15 protein-coding genes and 1 pseudogene are annotated in these 17,473 nt (G+C 74.0%); 11 read left to right on the top strand and 5 right to left on the bottom strand.

Annotated elements, in window-relative coordinates; translation table 11 throughout:
- Positions 1–109: 109 nt before the first annotated feature.
- Positions 110–1,303, top strand: a complete 1,194-nt coding sequence (locus D7193_RS23330; protein ID WP_120781676.1) for a low temperature requirement protein A — start codon at positions 110–112, stop codon at positions 1,301–1,303.
- A 12-nt stretch (positions 1,304–1,315) separates the two neighbouring features.
- Here the strand turns inward: D7193_RS23330 and D7193_RS23325 are convergent, their stop codons facing one another.
- Positions 1,316–2,500, bottom strand: a complete 1,185-nt coding sequence (locus D7193_RS23325; RefSeq protein WP_147434436.1) for a low temperature requirement protein A — start codon at positions 2,498–2,500, stop codon at positions 1,316–1,318.
- A gap of 172 nt (positions 2,501–2,672) precedes the next feature.
- On the opposite strand from D7193_RS23325, the gene D7193_RS23320 reads away from it, so the two are divergent.
- From D7193_RS23320 to D7193_RS23275, 10 genes are all read left to right on the top strand, one after another.
- Positions 2,673–3,407, top strand: a complete 735-nt coding sequence (locus tag D7193_RS23320; RefSeq protein WP_241563328.1) for a YqjF family protein — start codon at positions 2,673–2,675, stop codon at positions 3,405–3,407.
- Between the two features lie 112 nt (positions 3,408–3,519).
- Complete coding sequence (locus tag D7193_RS23315; protein WP_120781673.1) at positions 3,520–4,419, top strand: alpha/beta hydrolase family protein; 900 nt, start codon at positions 3,520–3,522, stop codon at positions 4,417–4,419.
- Between the two features lie 198 nt (positions 4,420–4,617).
- Positions 4,618–5,403, top strand: a complete 786-nt coding sequence (locus D7193_RS23310; RefSeq protein ID WP_120782166.1) for an ABC transporter ATP-binding protein — start codon at positions 4,618–4,620, stop codon at positions 5,401–5,403.
- 76 nt (positions 5,404–5,479) lie between these two features.
- Entirely contained in the window at positions 5,480–6,214 is a 735-nt protein-coding gene (locus D7193_RS23305) for an ABC transporter ATP-binding protein (RefSeq protein WP_120781672.1), read from the top strand.
- Positions 6,215–6,234: 20 nt separating this feature from the next.
- Entirely contained in the window at positions 6,235–7,113 is an 879-nt protein-coding gene (locus D7193_RS23300; RefSeq protein WP_120781671.1) for a branched-chain amino acid ABC transporter permease, read from the top strand.
- Positions 7,110–8,225, top strand: a complete 1,116-nt coding sequence (locus tag D7193_RS23295; RefSeq protein WP_120781670.1) for a branched-chain amino acid ABC transporter permease — start codon at positions 7,110–7,112, stop codon at positions 8,223–8,225. Before D7193_RS23300 ends, D7193_RS23295 begins: the two co-directional genes overlap by 4 nt.
- A 75-nt stretch (positions 8,226–8,300) precedes the next feature.
- Positions 8,301–9,587: an ABC transporter substrate-binding protein gene (locus tag D7193_RS23290; RefSeq protein ID WP_120781669.1), complete on the top strand. Its 1,287-nt coding sequence runs from the start codon at positions 8,301–8,303 to the stop codon at positions 9,585–9,587.
- A 134-nt stretch (positions 9,588–9,721) separates the two neighbouring features.
- Positions 9,722–10,519 (top strand): SDR family oxidoreductase, encoded by a 798-nt coding sequence (locus D7193_RS23285; RefSeq protein ID WP_338324104.1) that lies wholly within the window; start codon positions 9,722–9,724, stop codon positions 10,517–10,519.
- Positions 10,520–10,625: 106 nt separating this feature from the next.
- On the top strand, positions 10,626–11,237 hold the full coding sequence (locus D7193_RS23280) for a TetR/AcrR family transcriptional regulator (protein ID WP_120781667.1): 612 nt from the start codon (positions 10,626–10,628) through the stop codon (positions 11,235–11,237).
- 101 nt (positions 11,238–11,338) lie between these two features.
- Positions 11,339–14,077, top strand: coding sequence for a helix-turn-helix transcriptional regulator (locus D7193_RS23275; protein WP_120781666.1), 2,739 nt, complete (start codon positions 11,339–11,341; stop codon positions 14,075–14,077).
- A gap of 648 nt (positions 14,078–14,725) precedes the next feature.
- Here the strand turns inward: D7193_RS23275 and D7193_RS34750 are convergent.
- From D7193_RS34750 to D7193_RS23255, 4 genes and pseudogenes are all read right to left on the bottom strand, one after another.
- Positions 14,726–14,923, bottom strand: a pseudogene (locus tag D7193_RS34750) (MerR family transcriptional regulator); the annotation flags it as partial.
- 44 nt (positions 14,924–14,967) lie between these two features.
- Positions 14,968–15,729: an ABC transporter permease gene (locus tag D7193_RS23265; RefSeq protein ID WP_120781665.1), complete on the bottom strand. Its 762-nt coding sequence runs from the start codon at positions 15,727–15,729 to the stop codon at positions 14,968–14,970.
- Between the two features lie 9 nt (positions 15,730–15,738).
- On the bottom strand, positions 15,739–16,587 hold the full coding sequence (locus D7193_RS23260; RefSeq protein ID WP_120781664.1) for an ABC transporter ATP-binding protein: 849 nt from the start codon (positions 16,585–16,587) through the stop codon (positions 15,739–15,741).
- A 61-nt stretch (positions 16,588–16,648) separates the two neighbouring features.
- Positions 16,649–17,425 carry a GNAT family N-acetyltransferase gene (locus D7193_RS23255; protein WP_120781663.1) on the bottom strand — a complete coding sequence of 259 codons (777 nt, stop codon included), beginning with the start codon at positions 17,423–17,425 and terminating at the stop codon, positions 16,649–16,651.
- Positions 17,426–17,473 lie beyond the last annotated feature (48 nt).

Below are 17,473 nucleotides of genomic sequence, written 5' to 3'. Positions count from 1 at the left end.
GAAAGATTGTGGCTACACGCCTGTAAGAAACCGATGATACGGCCAGGGTGGTGGTGCGGCCCGTATCGTCGTCAGGCGGGGCGGGTACGGCGGGCCGGGGTGACGCGCGATGGCGATAGCGGCGGAGGGCGGCGCCGAGGCGGCCGGGCGCGCGGGACGGCCCGCGTCCCTGGAACTCCTCTTCGACCTGGTCTACGTCTTCGCGCTGGTCTCCCTGACCAAGACGCTGGCCGACGAGGTGAGCTGGACAAACGTCGCCCGCATGGTCGTGCTGCTGCTCGCCTTCACGCTCGTCTGGTCACTGACCACCTGGTCGGCCGACACCATCGGCCTGAACCGCCCACTGGTCCGGTGGCAGATCCTCGGCGTGGCGGCGGCCAGCCTGCTGCTGGCCGCCGCCGCACCCGACGCGTACGAGGAGCGGGGCCTGCTCTTCGCGGTCACCTACGTGACAATCCACCTCGGCTCGGGCACCTACTACCTGGTCGCCAACCTGCTGTCCGGCTCCGACCCGGCAGAACCGCGGCGCAGCGTCCGGGTCTTCCTCTGGGAGGCGGTGGCGGCCCTCGGGTGGATCGGCGGTGCCCTGGTCGAGGGCCCGGCCCGGCTGACGATCTGGGCGCTCACGGTGGCCCTCGAGTACGCGGCGGCGGTGCTCGGTTGGCCGCTGCCGCGCATCGGCCGATCCCGAGCCCGGGAGTGGCGGCTCACCGGCGAGCGGGTCGCGGAGCGCTACCGGCAGTTCGTCATCATCGCGCTCGGCGTGTCACTGCTCGTGATCGGCACGACGTTCAGCCAGGAGGAGTACACGCTGGACCGCGGCGTCGCGCTGGCGGTCGTGTTCACCACCGTCGTCCTCATGTGGCGGATCTACATCTACCGCGCCGGCGAGCTGCTGACCGAGGCGATCGCCCGGTCGACCAACCCGTCCCTGCTCACCCAGTCGGCCGCGCTCACCCACCTGATCATGGTGGCCGGCATCGCGGGCTCGGCGGTCACCGGTCACCTCGTCGTGGTACGCCCGTTCGGCGACACCCCGCCGTCCTGGGCCGCGGTCATCCTCGGCGCCCCCGCGCTGTTCCTGGTCGGTCGCGGGCTGCTCGACTACACCGTGTTCGGCCGGATCTCGCGTTCCCGGGTGGCCGGCCTCGCCCTGCTGGGCGCCCTGGCGCCGGTCTCGACCCTGATGCCGCCGGTCGTGGTCGCGCTGCTCGCGACGGTCGTCCTGGCGCTGATCGCCGCGGCGAACCTCGTGAGCACCCGGCTGCACGCCCGCGACCCGAGACCGCCGACGTTCGGCTGAGACGGCCGGGGCTCAACGGGCCGGAACGGCCGCCCGGACCAGCCGCGAGCGGGGCGCCGCCGCCTCCCCGACCAGCACGAGCAGCAGTACCACGTTCGCAGCCACCAGCACGGCCAGCGGCGGGAGCAGGGTCATGGCCGGGGCGACGGCGCCGAGCAGCACGATGCCGAGCACCCGGGACCAGAGGACCCGTCCGGTCAGCACCCCGTCGAACAGGCAGCTGCCGAGCAGGAACAGCGCGGGACCACCGAGGATGGCGACCACCCAGGCCGGCGGTACGGCGCCGAGAGGCCGCTCGATCACCGTCGAGGCGCCCGTCGAGATCAGCAGCACCCCGGCCACCATGACCAGGTGGCTGTACGAGGTGGCGGTGCCGGGCCGTACGCGCTCGACCGTCGTGACTCCCGACGGCGCGAGAAGTTGCTCCACCCGGTGGAAGTAGAGCCGGAAGAGCAGGACCACACTGGCGAACGCGACCGCGCTGGCGGTGACGCGGGCCGCCTCGAAACCACTGTCCGCCAGTCCCAGGCCGACGGTGAGGACCAGTTCGCCGAGCGCGATGACGAAGATCTCGCGGTGTCGTTCGGACAGATGCAACCCGGTGAAGATCTGGCTGGCCAGCTCCGTACGGCCCAGCCGCGGCGTCGGCCAGCCGATCCGGGCCGAGCCGAGGTCGACCACCACCGCGAGCGCCCACAGGGCGAGCCGGGCCGTCCCGCTCACCAACGCGCCGGCGACCCACGGAACGCTGGTGACGACGAACCAGAAGAACACCCGGATGCTGCGGGCCTGGATCGGGCGGTTCACCCGCGTGCCGGGAATGAGCACCGCGTCGCGGACGATGTGGATCGCGAAGTACGCCACCACGAACAGCCAGCCGTAACGGTCGAACGCCTGCGGTACGGCGATCGCCATCACGAGCGCGCCGAACATGACCGCCAGGACGGTCGCCTGGATGATCGGTAGCCGGGGGTTGAACAGGTCGGTGAGCCAGGCGGTGAGCACCCACACCCACCAGGCCGCCATCAGCAGGACGGCGGTCTCCGCGGCACCCGGGACGGTGAGGTCCTCGGCCAGCCCCGCGGCGAGCCGGGACAGCATGAAGACGTAGACGAGGTCGAAGAACAGTTCCAGGAACGTGGGATGTCCGGGCTCGCCGCGCCGGCGCAGGATGCGGGGGAGTGGACTGGACGTCACCGCGGCTGCCTCCTCTGGTCCGCGGGGGCGCCGCGACCGGTCCCGGGCCACCCGCCACGCTAGCGAGCGCACGACGGGCCGCGGGCCCGAAACGGCCGGGCCCACCCGGGCGTGGCCCGACACGCCGGTGTGCCCGGACCGGCGCCGCCGCCTCCCGCGCGACAATGCCGGGGTGGACGCCGAGGCGGTGACGGCCGAGGCCGCCCGGCCGGTGCGCCGGCCGGTGCTGGTGCAGTGGTGGCGGGACCTGGCGTTCCTGCACTGGGCGGTGGACCCGGCGGCGGTGGCGCCCCTCCTGCCGCCCGGGACGCGGCCGGACGTCCTCGACGGCCGCACGTACGTGGGCCTCGTCGCGTTCCGCATGGTGCGGCTCGGCCTGCTCGCCGGCCCGGGCCTGCCCTACCTGGGCACGTTCTGCGAGACCAACGTCCGGCTGTACAGCGTCGACACCGCCGGCCGGCGCGCCGTGGTGTTCCGCTCCCTCGACGCGGCCCGGCTGCTGCCCGTCCTCGCGGCGCGGGCCAGCCTGCGCCTGCCGTACCTGTGGTCGCGCATGCGCCTGCACCGCGACGGTGACGTCCTCACCTACACCTGCCGCCGGCGCTGGCCCGGCCCCCGCGGCACGCGCAGCGCGCTGTCCGTCCGGGTCGGTGCCCCGATCGCCGAGCCCAGCCCGCTGGAGCACTTCGTCACCGCCCGCTGGGGCCTGCACACCCGCGCGTACGGGCGCACCCTGCACCTGCCCAACGTGCACCCGCGCTGGCCGCTGCACCGGGCCGAGCTGGTGCACCTCGACGACCAGCTGGTCGGGGCGGCCGGGCTGGCCGCGCCGTCGTCCGGGCCGGTGAGCGTGCTCTGGTCGCCCGGCGTTCCGGTGCGCTTCGGCGCCCCCGCCGCCGTCCGCTGAGCGCCCGTACGACCCGCGGACGGGACCGGTGATTTCGCCGATGCGAGAGGCACCCCGGACACCGAAGACTGACGCACGTCGATACATCCCCCACCGCTAGGGAGAGCCCGACGTGTCATCACCAACCGCCACCCGTTCCCGTTCCGTCCTCTCGCGTGCCGCCCGCGGCGCGCTGGCCGCCGCGCTGGTCGCCGGCGGCGTCCTGGCCGCCGCCGGGCCGGCCCAGGCCGCGGACAACCCGTACGAGCGCGGCCCCGCGCCGACCGTCGCGTTGCTGGAGGCCAGCCGCGGCCCGTTCGCCACCGCGTCGCAGAGCGTCTCCTCGCTGAGCGTCACCGGCTTCGGCGGCGGCGTCATCTACTACCCGACCGACACCAGCCAGGGCACGTTCGGCGCCATCGCCATCTCGCCCGGCTACACCGCCGCGTGGTCCAGCATCAGCTGGCTCGGCCCGCGGATCGCCTCGCACGGCTTCGTGGTGATCGGCATCGAGACCAACACCCGGCTGGACCAGCCGGACAGCCGGGGGCGGCAGCTGCTCGCCGCGCTCGACTACCTGGTCGAGCGCAGTTCCGTGCGCACCCGGATCGACGGCACCCGACTGGCCGTGGCCGGTCACTCCATGGGCGGTGGCGGCAGCCTGGAGGCCGCCGCGTCCCGGCCGTCGCTGCAGGCCGCCGTGCCGCTCGCACCGTGGAACCTGGACAAGACCTGGAACACCGTCCAGGTGCCCACGCTGATCATCGGCGGCGAGTCCGACAGCGTCGCGCCGGTCGCCACACACTCGGAGCCGTTCTACGCGAGCATCCCGGCCTCCTCCGAGAAGGCGTACCTGGAGCTCAACGGGGCGAGCCACTTCTTCCCGCAGACGGTCAACACGCCCACCGCCCGGCAGATGGTCGCCTGGCTGAAGCGGTTCGTCGACAACGACACCCGCTACGAGCAGTTCCTCTGCCCGGGGCCGAGCGGCCTCGCCATCGAGGAGTACCGCAACACCTGCCCGAGCGCCTGACCTCGGGGGACGGGGCGGCCGCGGAGGCGGCCGCCCCGCCGCGTGCGCGCCGCTCCGGCGTGCCCGGACGGACGCCGACCGGTGGTCGGGCGCAGCCGTCGACGGTGGCCGGATCGAGACATCGAAGCTATTGACGCGGTGATCGAGAAACGTACACTGCGAGTGTAAATAACACCCGCCGTGACCGAGGGATGGGTGATGGAGCAAGGGCTCGCACTGCACCACATCGGGGTGCGTTTCGGTGGCCTCACCGCCCTCGACGACGTCTCGCTGCGGGTGCCACCCGGCCGGGTGGTCGGCGTGATCGGCCCCAACGGCGCCGGCAAGACCACCCTGTTCAACGTGATCTGCGGCTTCGTCACGCCGGAGACGGGCTCGCTCACCCTGGACGGTCGCCCGCTGCGGCCGCGGCCGCACCGGCTCACGCGGCTGGGCATCGCCCGCACCCTGCAGGGCACCGGGCTCTTCGCCGGCCTGACCGTCCTGGAGAACGTCATGGCCGGCGCCTCACACACCGCGCGGGCCGGCTTCCTGCCGGCGCTGCTGGGGCTGCCACGCAGCGATCGGGACGAGGCGCGGTTGCGCCGCGAGGCCCTCGACGTCCTCGACGGGCTGGGCATCGCCCGGCACGCCGGCGCCGCGCCGGGCACGCTGCCCTTCGCCGTACGCCAGCGGGTCGCCCTGGCCCGCGCGCTCGCGGCCCGTCCCCGGCTGCTCCTGCTCGACGAGCCCGCGGGCGGCCTCGGCGGCGACGACATCGCCGAGCTGGCCGAGCTGATCCGCCAGCTGCCCCGTCGTGACCCCGACCCGTGCGCGGTGCTGCTCGTCGAGCACCACATGGATCTCGTGATGGCGGTCTGCGACGAGCTCGTGGTGCTCGACTTCGGTCGGGTGATCGCCGCCGGCACCCCGGACGAGGTCCGGGACGACCCCGCGGTCACCGACGCGTACCTCGGCGCCGCCGTCGACGAGGCGGCGGCATGAGCGAGCGTAGCGAGCGAATCGTGCGGCGCAGGGCGGTCGAGCCTCGTGCCGCCGCCGACCGGAGGGAGGCGGCGGCATGAGCGAGCGCAGTGACCAGGGTGATCTGCTCGTGGTGCGTGGCCTGGTGGCGGGCTACGGTGCCGCACCGGTGCTGCACGCCGTCGACCTGACCGTGCCGGCGGGCACGATCGCGGCCGTGGTGGGCGCCAACGGCGCCGGCAAGACCACGCTGCTGCGCGCGATCTCGGGCATGCTGCGTCCGCTGGCCGGCGGGGTCCAGCTCGCCGGGGAGGACCTGCGCGGCACACCCGTCGAGCAGTTGGTGCGCCGCGGCATGGCGCACGTGCCCGAGGGACGCGGCGTGATCGGCGAGCTGACGGTCGACGAGAACCTGCGCCTCGGCGGGCTGTGGCGGCGCGACCGGGCCGACGCCGCCCGCGCCCTCGACGAGGTCTACCAGCTCTTCGAGCCGCTGGCCCGACGCCGCCGGCACCTCGGCCACCAGCTCTCCGGCGGCGAGCGGCAGATGCTCGCGCTCGGTCGGGCGCTGGTCGGCCGTCCCCGTCTGCTGCTGCTCGACGAGCCGTCACTCGGCCTCGCGCCCCGGGTGGTGGCCCGCACCATGGCGCTGCTGCGACAGCTGCGCGACCGCACGGGCCTCACCGTGCTGCTCGTCGAGCAGAACGTCCGCAGCGCGCTGTCGGTGGCCGACCAGGGCGTGGTGATGGCCCTCGGGCGGGTGGTCACCACCGCCCCGGCCGCCGACCTGCGTGACGACGCCGACCTGCGCCACGCCTACCTCGGTTTCTGACCACCCCGGAGGGAGAACTGTTGGACCGCTTCGTCTTCCTCACCCTGGACGGCCTGTCCAGGGGAGCGGTCTACGCCGCGTTCGCGCTCGCCCTGGTGCTGATCTGGCGGGCCGCGCGGGTCGTCAACTTCGCACAGGGCGCGATGGCCGTGGCCGCCGCCTACGTCGCGTACAGCGTCTCGGCCGCGACCGGCTCCTACTGGCTCGGCTTCCTGGCCGCCCTCGCGGCCGGGCTGCTGTTCGGCGCCGTGGTCGACCGGGTCGTGATGCGCTACGTCGACCACGCCTCCCCGCTGAACCCGGTGATCGTGGCGCTCGGGCTGGTGCTGCTGATCCAGGCCGTGCTCGGCATGGTCTACGGCAGCGAGTTCCGCCCCGCCGGCACGCCGTTCTCGCGGGAGGGCTTCACGGTGGGCGGGCTCGCCCTGCTGTCGCCGTACGACCTGTTCGTCTTCGCCGCGGTGGCGGTGGTGGTGAGCGCGCTGGCGTGGATCTTCGCCCGTACGGCGGTCGGTCTGCGGATGCGGGCGGCGGCCTTCGCCCCCGAGGTGTCCCGTCTGCTCGGGGTGAACGTCGGCGGCATGCTCACCCTCGGCTGGGCGCTCGCCTCCGGCGTCGGCGCGCTGGCCGCCATGCTGGTCATTCCGACCGAGCTCGGCCTGCACCCCCACGCGATGGACCTGGTGTTCGTCTCGGCGTTCACGGCGGCCGTGGTCGGCGGGCTGGACAGTCCACCGGGGGCGGTCGTCGGCGGCCTGGTGGTCGGCCTGGTGCTGTCGTACGTGAGCGGCTACGCCGGCAGTGACCTCACCCCGCTCGCGGTGCTGGTCCTGCTGCTGGCGGTGCTGCTGGTCCGGCCCGGTGGGCTGTTCGCCCCGGTCGCGGCGAGGCGGGTGTGAGCGCCACCCGGGCGGCGGCGCCGCCGGCGGACGGCGCTGTCGACCCGGCCACCCCGCCCGACCTGCCGCGCCGCCGCGGCAACACGCTGCTGCGGCACCTCGCGGTCGTGGCCGTCGCGGGGCTGGTGCTGGTCGGGATGAGCTACGCGCTCGAACCGTTCCGCAACTTCCAGCTCGCCACCGTGGCGGCGTACCTGTGCGCGACCGCGGGGCTGACCGTGCTGACCGGGCTCAACGGTCAGCTCTCGCTGGGGCACGGCGCGCTGATGGCCACCGGCGCGTACACCGTCGCGTTCTGCCAGACCGCGTTCTCCGACCGGGGCGTCACCGGGCTGTGGCTGCTGCCGGTCTCGCTGGTCGCGGCGGTGGCCGCAACGGTCGCGGTCGGCGCCGTCGTCGGTGTGGCGGCCGCCCGGTTGCGCGGCCCGTACCTGGCCGGCGTCACCCTGGCGGTCGCGGTGGTGGTGCCGGCGCTGACCGTCACGTTCGACGGTGTCTTCAACGGCGAGCAGGGGCTGTCGGTGCCCGTCGAGCCGCCGCCGCTGGCGCTCGGCCCGTACTTCCCGTACGAGCGGTGGCAGCTCTGGGTCGCCGGCGCGGCCACCCTGCTCGCCCTGCTTCTCCTGGCCAACCTGGTCCGCAGCCGGTACGGCCGCATGTTCCGGGCCGTGCGCGACGACGAGGTGGCGGCCCGCCTGGCCGGTATCCACGTCGCCCGTACCCAGGTCATCGCGTTCGTGGTCAGCGCCGCCACCGCCGGGCTGGGTGGTGCGCTGCTGGCGGTGCTCGCGCAGAGCGTGTCGCCCGGCGCGTTCTCGCTCACCCTGTCGCTCTTCCTGCTCATGGCCGTGGTGATCGGGGGCCTGGGGCGGCTCGCCGGCGCGGTGTGGGGCGCCGTCCTGCTGGTCGCCCTGCCCGACCTCAGCCACGCGCTGACCGAGCAGCTCACGCTCTCGCCGGCGGCGGCGCAGCGGCTGGAGGGGAACCTCCCGCTGGCGATCTTCGGGATCACCCTGATCGTCGTCATGCTCGTCGCGCCCGGCGGCGTGCAGGGCCTGCTGTCCCGACTCGGCCGCGCGGTGTCCGCCCGCTGGCGGGCCCGCCGGTCCTGAACTCCGGTCCGGCCGTCCCCCGGGCCGGGCGCCACACCACCACGAAACCCCCACCGAGGAAAGGTCGGTGTTCCCATGCACCGTACGGCACGACGCGGTCTCGCGATCGCCAGCACCATCGCCCTGCTCATCGGCGCCGCCGCGTGCAGCGGCGACGGCGGTTCCACCTCCGGACGCGGGTCGGTGCCGGGCGTCACCGACACCGAGATCCTGGTCGGCACCCACATGCCGCTCACCGGCCCCGCCTCGGCCGGCTACTCGAAGATCGCCCCCGCCACGAAGGCGTATTTCGACTACGTCAACGCCAACGGCGGCGTGCACGGCCGCAAGATCACCTACGAGATCATGGACGACGGGTACAACCCGGCCAACACCCAGCAGGTGGTTCGCCAGCTCGTCCTCCAGGACAAGGTCTTCGCGATCCTCAACGGGCTCGGTACGCCGACGCACACCGGCGTGCTCGACTTCCTCAAGACCAACCGGGTGCCCGACCTGTTCGTCGCCTCCGGCAGCCGCAGCTGGGACCAGCCCGACAAGTATCCCGGGACGTTCGGGTTCAACCCCGACTACACGGTGGAGGGCAAGATCCTGGCCAACCACGTGAAGACCGCGATGCCGGGGCGCAAGGTCTGCTTCCTGGGGCAGGACGACGACTTCGGCCGGGACAGCCTGGCCGGCGTCGAGAAGGTGCTCGGCGCGGACGGCGTGGCCGTCAAGCAGACGTACGTCACCAGCAACACGAACGTGGCGCCGCAGATCGGCGCGTTCAAGGCGGCCGGCTGCCAGGTTGTCGTCCTCGCCACCGTGCCCGGGTTCACGGCGCTGTCCATCGGCACCGCGGCTCGGCTCGGGTTCCGTCCGCAGTGGATGGTGTCGAACGTGGGCGCCGACCACCCGACCCTCGCCAAGCAGCTCGGCGAGGCCGCGCCGCTGCTGGAGGGCATGATCGGCGCCAACTACCTGCCGATGCAGAACGACAAGGCCAACCCGTGGATCCAGCTCTACACCCGGATCAACAAGGAGTACAACGGGGACGCGCCCTTCGACGGCAACACCGTCTACGGCATGTCGGTCGGCTACCTGTTCGTGCAGGCGCTGCTCGCGGCCGGCAAGGACCTCACCCGGGAGTCCGTGATCGAGGCGGTCAACAAGGGCGGGTTCCAGGGGCCCGGCCTCGCCCCGCTGCGCTTCTCGAAGACCGACCACTCCGGCTACGGCGGTGAGCGGCTCACCACGGTGACCGGGGGAGTGCAGAACTACTTCGGCCCGGCGTACGAGACCGACGAGGCGGACGCCCCGGTGGCCGAGTACACGGCAGCCCCGGTCCAACCCCCCGCGAACGGCATCCCCACCGTCTCCTGACCCCCACCCCTCGCCCGCCCCTCCCGCCCGCGATCTTGCACTTTGTGCCCCGGCATAACGGTTGAACCGGCACAAACAAGGGGCCACAAGTGCAAGATCGCGGGTGGGTCGGGGCGGGCGGTGCGTTGACCGGGGTGCGCGGCGCTTCTAGTATCTGCACTGTGAATGCATATTCTGGTCGGCTCGCGGGTCGGGTGGCTCTCGTCACCGGCGCCAGCCGGGGGATCGGGCTCGGCATCGCGCAGCGGCTGGTCGCCGAGGGCGCCCGTGTCGGCCTCACCGCCCGGCATCCCGAGGCCCTCGCCGAGGCCGTCGCCGCGCTCGGTGGCCCCGGGCACGCGGTCGCCGTGGCCGGCCGCGCCGACGACGCCGCGCACCGGGCCGAGGCGGTCGCGCGGCTCGCCGAGGCGTTCGGGCCGGTCGACGTCCTGGTCAACAACGCCGGCATCAATCCCGCGTACGGCCCGCTGGCCACGCTGGACCTGGCCGCCGCACGCAAGATCCTCGACGTGAACCTGATCGGCGCGCTCGGCTGGGTGCAGGAGGTGTACGCCGCCGGCATGGCGCAGCACGGTGGCTGCGTCGTCAACGTCTCGTCCGTCGCGGCCCTCGCCCCGCCGGCCGGCATCGCCTTCTACGGGGTGAGCAAGGCCGCCCTCAACCACCTCACGGCCTGCCTCGCCGCCGAGCTGGCCCCGGCGGTCCGCGTCAACGCGGTCGCGCCCGGTGTCGTGAAGACGCGCTTCGCGGCGGCCCTGTACGAGGGGCGGGAGGCCGAGGTGGCGGCCACGTACCCGCTCGGGCGGCTCGGCGTGCCGCAGGACGTCGCCGGCGCGGTCGCCTTCCTCGCCTCGCCCGACGCCGACTGGATCACCGGCCAGACCATCGTCTGCGACGGCGGCGCCACGTTGACCGGCCGGGGGGTCGAATGACCCCCGACGTGGCCGCGCCGGCCACCATGATCCCGCTGACCAGCGCGCGTCTAGACTCGCCGGTGCCGTCGGGTGGGCCGCGGCGGTGGTGAGGGGGCAGAAGCGGATGGGCAGCACGACCGCGCCGGGCCGCGTCGACGGGCGGATGCTGCGGTCCGAACGCACCCGCGCCGCGATCGTCGAGGCGCACCTCGCCCTCATCTCCGAGGGGGACCTGCGCCCGACCGGGGAGCGGATCGCCGAGCGGGCCGGCATCTCGCTGCGGACGCTCTGGACGAACTTCAAGGACATGGAGACCCTGTTCGAGGCGAGCGGCGCGGAGGTGCTGCGCCAGCAGGACGCCGCCTACCGGCCGGTCTCCCCGGCCCTGCCGCTGGCCAAGCGGGTCGACGCGTACTGTCGGCAGCGGGCCCGGCTGCTCCAGCTCATCGCGCCGTCGGCCCGGGCCGCGCAGATGCGCGAGCCGGTCTCCGACCAGCTGCACCGCAACCGCCTCAAGCACATCGAGCGGGTACGCGACGAGGTCGAGCAGCTCTTCGCCCCGGAGCTGGCGCAGGCCGGACGGGGTCGCAAGCAGCTCGTCGACGCGATCGTGGCGGCGAGCATGTGGCCGGCCTGGTCGATGCTGCGTGACGGGCTGGGCCTCGGCGTGGATGCGGCGCGGGGCGTGATGGCCCGTACCGTCGGCGCCCTGCTCGCCCAGGTCACCGAGGTCTGACGCCGACCCGCGCGCCGCCCGTCGAGGACGGGTGGGAGCCCTCGTGCCGGCGGGACCCGTCACCTCTTTCCAACGGGTTACGGATAGGTGACACTGAATGCATGGTTACTGCATCAACAGTGCAAATAACCGTGCTGCGGGGCCGCGACGAGGAGTGCCGGGCCATCCGCCGGCTGCTCGGTGACCTGCCCGACCGCGGGGGAGCCCTGGTCTTCGAGGGCGAGCCGGGCTCCGGCCGTAGCGCCCTGGTCGGTTACGCGCACCGGCACGCCGACCGGTGCGCCGTCCTCGCCTCGGCGGGCCTCGCGGGGGAGGCGGCACTGCCGTACGCCGGGCTGCAACGCCTCCTCGACCCGGTGCTCGACCGGGCCGACGAGCTTCCCGGACCGCAGGCGCGACTGCTGCGCCGCGCACTGACCGGCGGCGGTTGCCCCGCGCAACGCCGGCTCGCGCTCGGCCTGGCCGTGCTCCGGCTGCTCGCCGTCGCCGCCCGGGACCGGCCGCTGCTGTGCACCATGGACGACGTCGACCGGGGCGACCTGCCGACCGCCCAGACCCTCGCGTTCGTCGCCCGGCGGCTGCGCCGGCTGCCGGTCGCGGTGGTGCTCACCGCGACCGTGGCCCCCGACGGGCTGCCGGGCCACCGGCTGGATCCGCTCGACGAGCGGAACAGCGCCACCGTCCTCGCCGACCGGCTGCCCCACCCACCCGTGCCGCCGGTGGCCGTGGCGTTGGGCGCCGCCGCCCGCGGCAACCCGCAGGCCCTCGTCGACCTCGCGGCCGTGCTCACTCCCGCCCAGTGCCGGGGGGACGAGCCGCCTCCGGACGCGCCGCCGGCCGACGGCGCGCTGGGCCGCGCGTACCGGGCCCGGCTGGACGAGCTGCCGGCCGACACCCGCGGCGTGCTGCTGCTCGCCGCCCTCGATGAGGACGGCGACCCGGAGACGCTGGTTCGGGCCGCCCGGGCCGGCGGCGCCACCGTCGCCGCGCTCGCACCGGCCGAGGTGGCCGGGCTGGTCCGGGTGGACGCGCACCGGGTCGACTTCCCGCACCCCGTCGCCCGGGCCGTGGTCGTCGCGGCCGCGCCGCTCGCCGAGCGCCGGGCCGCGCACCTGCGCCTCGCCGGCGTGCTCGACGGCCCCGATCACCGGTTGGGTCGGGCGCTGCACCTCGCGGCGGCCGCCGCCGGTCCCGATCCGGCGCTCGCCGCCGAGCTGGAGCGGGCGGCGGTCACCGCCGGTGGCCCCCGGGCCTCCGACGTGCTGGAACGCGCCGCCGAACTCACCGACGATCCCGCCCACGCGGCCGCCCGGCGGGTGGACGCCGCCGCGTACGCCTGGACCGCCGGTTCGGTACGACGGGCCCGGCGGCTCCTGTCCGGCCTCGCCGCGGGCCCGGTCCCGGCGCCCGCCGCCGCCCGCGCCGAGCTGCTGCGCGGCGAGGTCGAGCTGCGCTGCGGCCGGACGCCGACGGCCGTGCGGACGCTGCTCGGCGCGGCCGACGCGCTGGCCGCCACCGACCGGCCGCTGGCCCTCGCCGCGCTGGCCCGGGCCGGGGAGGCCCTGTGCGTCGGCGGCGAGCAGTACCGCTACGCCGACCTCGCCCGGCGGGCCCGGGCGCTCGCCCGCCCCGGTGACCCGCCGGCCGTCGAGCTGACCAGCGCCTACCTCGCCGGGGTGGCCGCCACCCTGAACGGCGATCTCCACCAGGCCGGCCCGGCCCTCCGCCGAGCCGTGGTGCTCGGCGGCCAGCTCGCCGACCCGGCGCGCACCCCGGCCGCGCTGTCCTGGGCGGCGTCCGCCGGCCTGCTGGTGGCCGTGGACGGCGCCGCGCACCGGCTGGCCGAGCACGCCGTCGAGGTGGCCCACGCGCGCGGCGAGCTGTCCGCGCTGCCGCGGGCCCTGGAGCTGCGGGCCATGGCCGAGTACTGGCTGGGCCGGCACGAGGCCGCCGCCGACAGCTCCCGCGAGGGGCTGCGGGTCGCCCGGGAGACCGGTCAGGCCAACGCCGCGGCCGTCCACGTCGGCCTGCTCGCCGTGCTCGCCGCCGTCCGGGCCGACCGGGAGACCTGCCTGGGTCGCCTCCGCGAGATCGGGGAGGGGCCCGCGCCGCACAGCCGACCCCGGGCGCTCGCCCAGTGGGCCCTCGCCGTGCTCGACCTGACCGACGGCCGGCACGCCGACGCGGCGACCCGCCTGGCGGCGCTGGCCCGGCCCGGCACCGGACGCGGGCAGGTCCTCGTCCAGGTCATGGCCACCCCGTACCTGGTGGAGGCGGCCGCCCACCTGCCGCACCGGCCGGCGGCGGCTGCCGCGCTCGCGCTCTTCGACAGGTGGGCCAGCAGCACGGCCAGCCCGTCACGGCGTGCCCTGTCGGCCCGCTGCCACGCACTGCTCGCCCCGCGCGGCAGTGCCGAGGCCGAGGAGCGGTTCCGGGCGGCGCTGCGCCTGCACCCCGCGGATGCCGGGTTCGAGCGCGCCCGGACCGCGCTGCTGTTCGGCCGGGAGCTGCGCCGGGCGCGCCGGCCCCGTGACGCCCGGACGCACCTGCACGACGCCTGGGAGGCGTTCACCCTGCTGGGTGCGGACGCCTGGGCCGACCAGGCCACCGCCGAGCTACGGGCGGCCGGCGAGTCGGTCGCCGCTCCCGCCCCGGCCGCCGCCCACCTGCTGACCGGCCAGCAGCTGCGGATCGCCCAGCTCGTCGCCGAGGGGGCCACCAACCGGGAGGTCGCCGCCCGGATGTTCCTCTCCACCCGTACCGTCGACCACCACCTGCGCAACATCTTCCACCGGCTCGGCATCCGCTCGCGGACCGAGCTGGCCCGCGCCCTCACCTAGTCGCTGCGGTGGGGAGGACCGGCCGGCCGATGCGGGCGCCGGAACGACGTCCGCGCGTCGGTCGGGCCGCCCCGCCAGCCGCTTCGGCCGGGTCCGGGTCCAACTGGCCCAGCCCCGCTCGCGCATCAGGTCCAGCAGCCGTTGCGCCCGCGGGTCGGACTCGACGGCAAGCGCGTCCAGCAGGTCGAACGGTATCTCGTAGCGCGCCTCCTCGTCGGGATCGATCTCACCGGAGGTGTATGCCTGCTCGGCCATGCCGACCAGGATGTCGACGGCCTCCTCCAGGCGCGGGTCGTCGTCGGCCGCGTCGCTCTCGAGGAGCTCCGACCCGAGCCGATAGAGCCGGACGAGTCGCGGGTCGTCGAGCTGGGCGAACTTCGCGGACATCATCTCGCGGATGCCTTCGGGCCAGCGGGCCACCACGAGGATCCACCCGTCCCGCTCCGCCTCCACCAGCCGCTCCGACGCCCCGATCTCCCGGAGCCGATCGAGATAGGAGGTCACCTCCGGTGGGAGCGTCAGAGCGTCCCCGGCAGCGAGCTGCGCGATCTGTTTCCGGCTGGTCTCGAGCCGTTTGATTTCGTCGCGCAGGTGGTCGTCGATCCTCCGGACCGCTTCGGCAAAGGTCGAGGTGTCGGCTTCGAGCATCCGACCGATCTGGGACAGCGGCACGCCGGCGTTGGCGAGGGTGCGGATCTTGATGAGGGACACGACCGCCTTCGCGCCGTATCGGCGGTAACCCGAATCGTCCCGCTCCGGCTCGGGCAGGAGCCCGACCTGGTGATAGTGCCGCACCGCCCGCACCGTGACGCCGGCGTACGCCGCCAGTTGACCGATCGTCAGCATGCTCTGATCCTGCCTCAACCCGCCCGGACCCGGCCGAAGCCGGATCAGGAGATCCGGCGACGGTAGGAGATGGTGGCGAACACGTAGGCGACGACGAGGATGCCGACGCACCAGGCGAGGGCGGTCCAGATGTCGGTGCCGACCGGCTGCCGGGTGAACAGGTCCCGGATCGCGTTGACGATCGAGGTCACCGGCTGGTTTTCGGCGAAGGCGCGCACCGGGCCGGGCATCGTGTCGGTGGGCACGAAGGCCGAGCTGATGAACGGCAGGAAGATGAGCGGGTAGGAGAACGCGCTCGCGCCGTCCACGGACTTCGCGGTGAGGCCAGGGATCACGGCGATCCAGGTCAGCGCCAGGGTGAACAGGACGAGGATGCCCGCGACCGCGAGCCAGGCCAGCACCCCCGCGCCCGAGCGGAAGCCCAGGAGGAGGGCGACGCCGACGACGACCACGAGCGAGATCACGTTGGCGACCAGCGAGGTCAGGACGTGCGCCCACAGCACGCCCGACCGGGCGATCGGCATGGACTGGAACCGCTCGAAGATCCCGCCCTGCATGTCCGTGAAGAGCCGGAACGCGGTGTAGGAGATGCCCGATGCGATCGTGATGAGCAGGATGCCGGGAAGCATGTAGTTGACGTACGAGACGGACCCGGTGTCGATCGCGCCGCCGAACACGTAGACGAACAGCAGCATGATGGCGATCGGCGTGATCGCGGTCGTGATGATGGTGTCCAGGCTGCGCGTGACGTGGCGCATGGTCCGTCCGGTGAGGACCGCGGTGTCGCCGAAGAAGTGCGTGGTCATCGTCGTTCCTTACTTCCTGCTCGACCTGGTCATGCGGTCCTGGCTCCCCGTTTCGGCGTCGCCCCTGTGGCCGTCCCCGGCGGCGTCGCCGACGACCGCGAAGAAGACGTCCTCGAGCGAGGGCTGTTTCTCGACGTACTCGACCTTGGCGGCCGGCAGCAGCTGTTTGAGCTCGGCCAGAGTGCCGTCGACGATGATCCGACCCTGGTGCAGGATCGCGATCCGGTCGGCGAGCTGCTCGGCCTCGTCCAGGTACTGGGTGGTGAGCAGCACGGTCGTGCCGCCCTGGGCGAGCGCCTTGACGGCCTGCCACACCTCGATGCGCGCCTCCGGGTCCAGGCCGGTCGTCGGCTCGTCGAGGAAGATGACCGGGGGATTCCCGATGAGGCTCATCGCGATGTCCAGGCGGCGGCGCATGCCACCGGAGTACGTCGCCACCCTCCGGGAGCCCGCCTCGGTCAGCGAGAAGCGCGTCAGCAGGTCGTCCGCGATCGCGCCCGGGTCGTCGAGGTGCCTCAGCCTGGCGACCAGGACGAGGTTCTCCCGCCCGGTGAGGATCTCGTCGACCGCCGCGAACTGCCCGGTGAGACTGATGGACTCGCGTACGCGGGCGGCCTGTGTCACGACGTCGAAGCCGTTGACTCGGGCGGTTCCCGCGTCGGCCTTGAGCAGCGTGGACAGGATCTTCACCACGGTGGTCTTGCCCGCCCCGTTCGAGCCGAGCAGGGCGAAGATGCTGCCTCGCGCCACGTCGAGGTCGACGCCGCGTAGCACACGCAGCTCCTTGTACGACTTCTCCAGGCCCTGCACGTGGATCGCAGGTCCGTTGACCTGATTGGTTGTCGGCCGGATGTTCATGGCAGTCAGCATGGAGGGTTGACGCAGCGTCAGGGTCAAGCCCGGACTCTGGAGTACCGGCTCAATCGGCGACGCGGTAGTGGTAGCCGTACCGTTCCCGGAAGCCCGCCCGCCCGTACAGCCGCAGGGCCGGCGCGTTGCCGCGCTCCACCTGGAGGTACAGCCGGTCGGCGCGGTGCCCGGCGGCCCAGCCGGCCAGCCCCGCGAGCACGGCGCGCGCCGCGCCCCGCCCGCGCACCCCGGGCAGCGTGGCCATCCCGAACATGCCCGCCCACCCGGTGTCGGCGACCGCCCGGCCCACCGCGACGACGTCGCCGTCGAGCACCGCGCAGGCGTACGCGGCCGGCCGGTCCACCCGGTCGAGCATGGCCCGCTCGGCGCCCGGATCGGTGCCGTCGCCGTGCACGGCGTGCCAGACCTCGAACCAGTCGGTGGTCGGGCGGTCGGTCGTCCGGACCGGCGGCGCATCCGGCGGGGTGGCGTCCGCGACGGCCGCGGTCGACGCCACCTGCAGTGACATCGGGCTCTCCAGCCGGTACCCGCGTGCCGCGAGGAACCCGTCGAGCCCGTCGGGGCACGCGCCCGGGCAGATCTGGAACCGGGCGATGCCGTCCCGGTTGGCGTAGAAGCGCTCCGCCGTGGCGACCCGGTGCGCCAGCTGCCCCGGGTCGGCCGGGCCGTGCGGCAGCACCGACCCCACCCACCAGGAACAGCGCGGGGCGTGGCGCAGCCACCACCCGTCGACCCGTGTCACGTGCTCGGCCGGTAGCGCGCGGGCGGCCCGCTCCTGAAGGCTGTGCGGCACCGTCGCGCGGTCCGCCTCGGCCGGCGCCCACATACCCACCCCCGGCGAGACGTCGTATCTGCCGTCGATCCTGCCGCACCC

The sequence above is a fragment of the Micromonospora costi genome (genome assembly GCF_003626655.1).
GTDB lineage: Bacteria > Actinomycetota > Actinomycetes > Mycobacteriales > Micromonosporaceae > Micromonospora > Micromonospora costi.
Note: the sequence above shows the minus strand (reverse complement) of the source record. Positions and strands in the feature narration are given on the sequence as shown.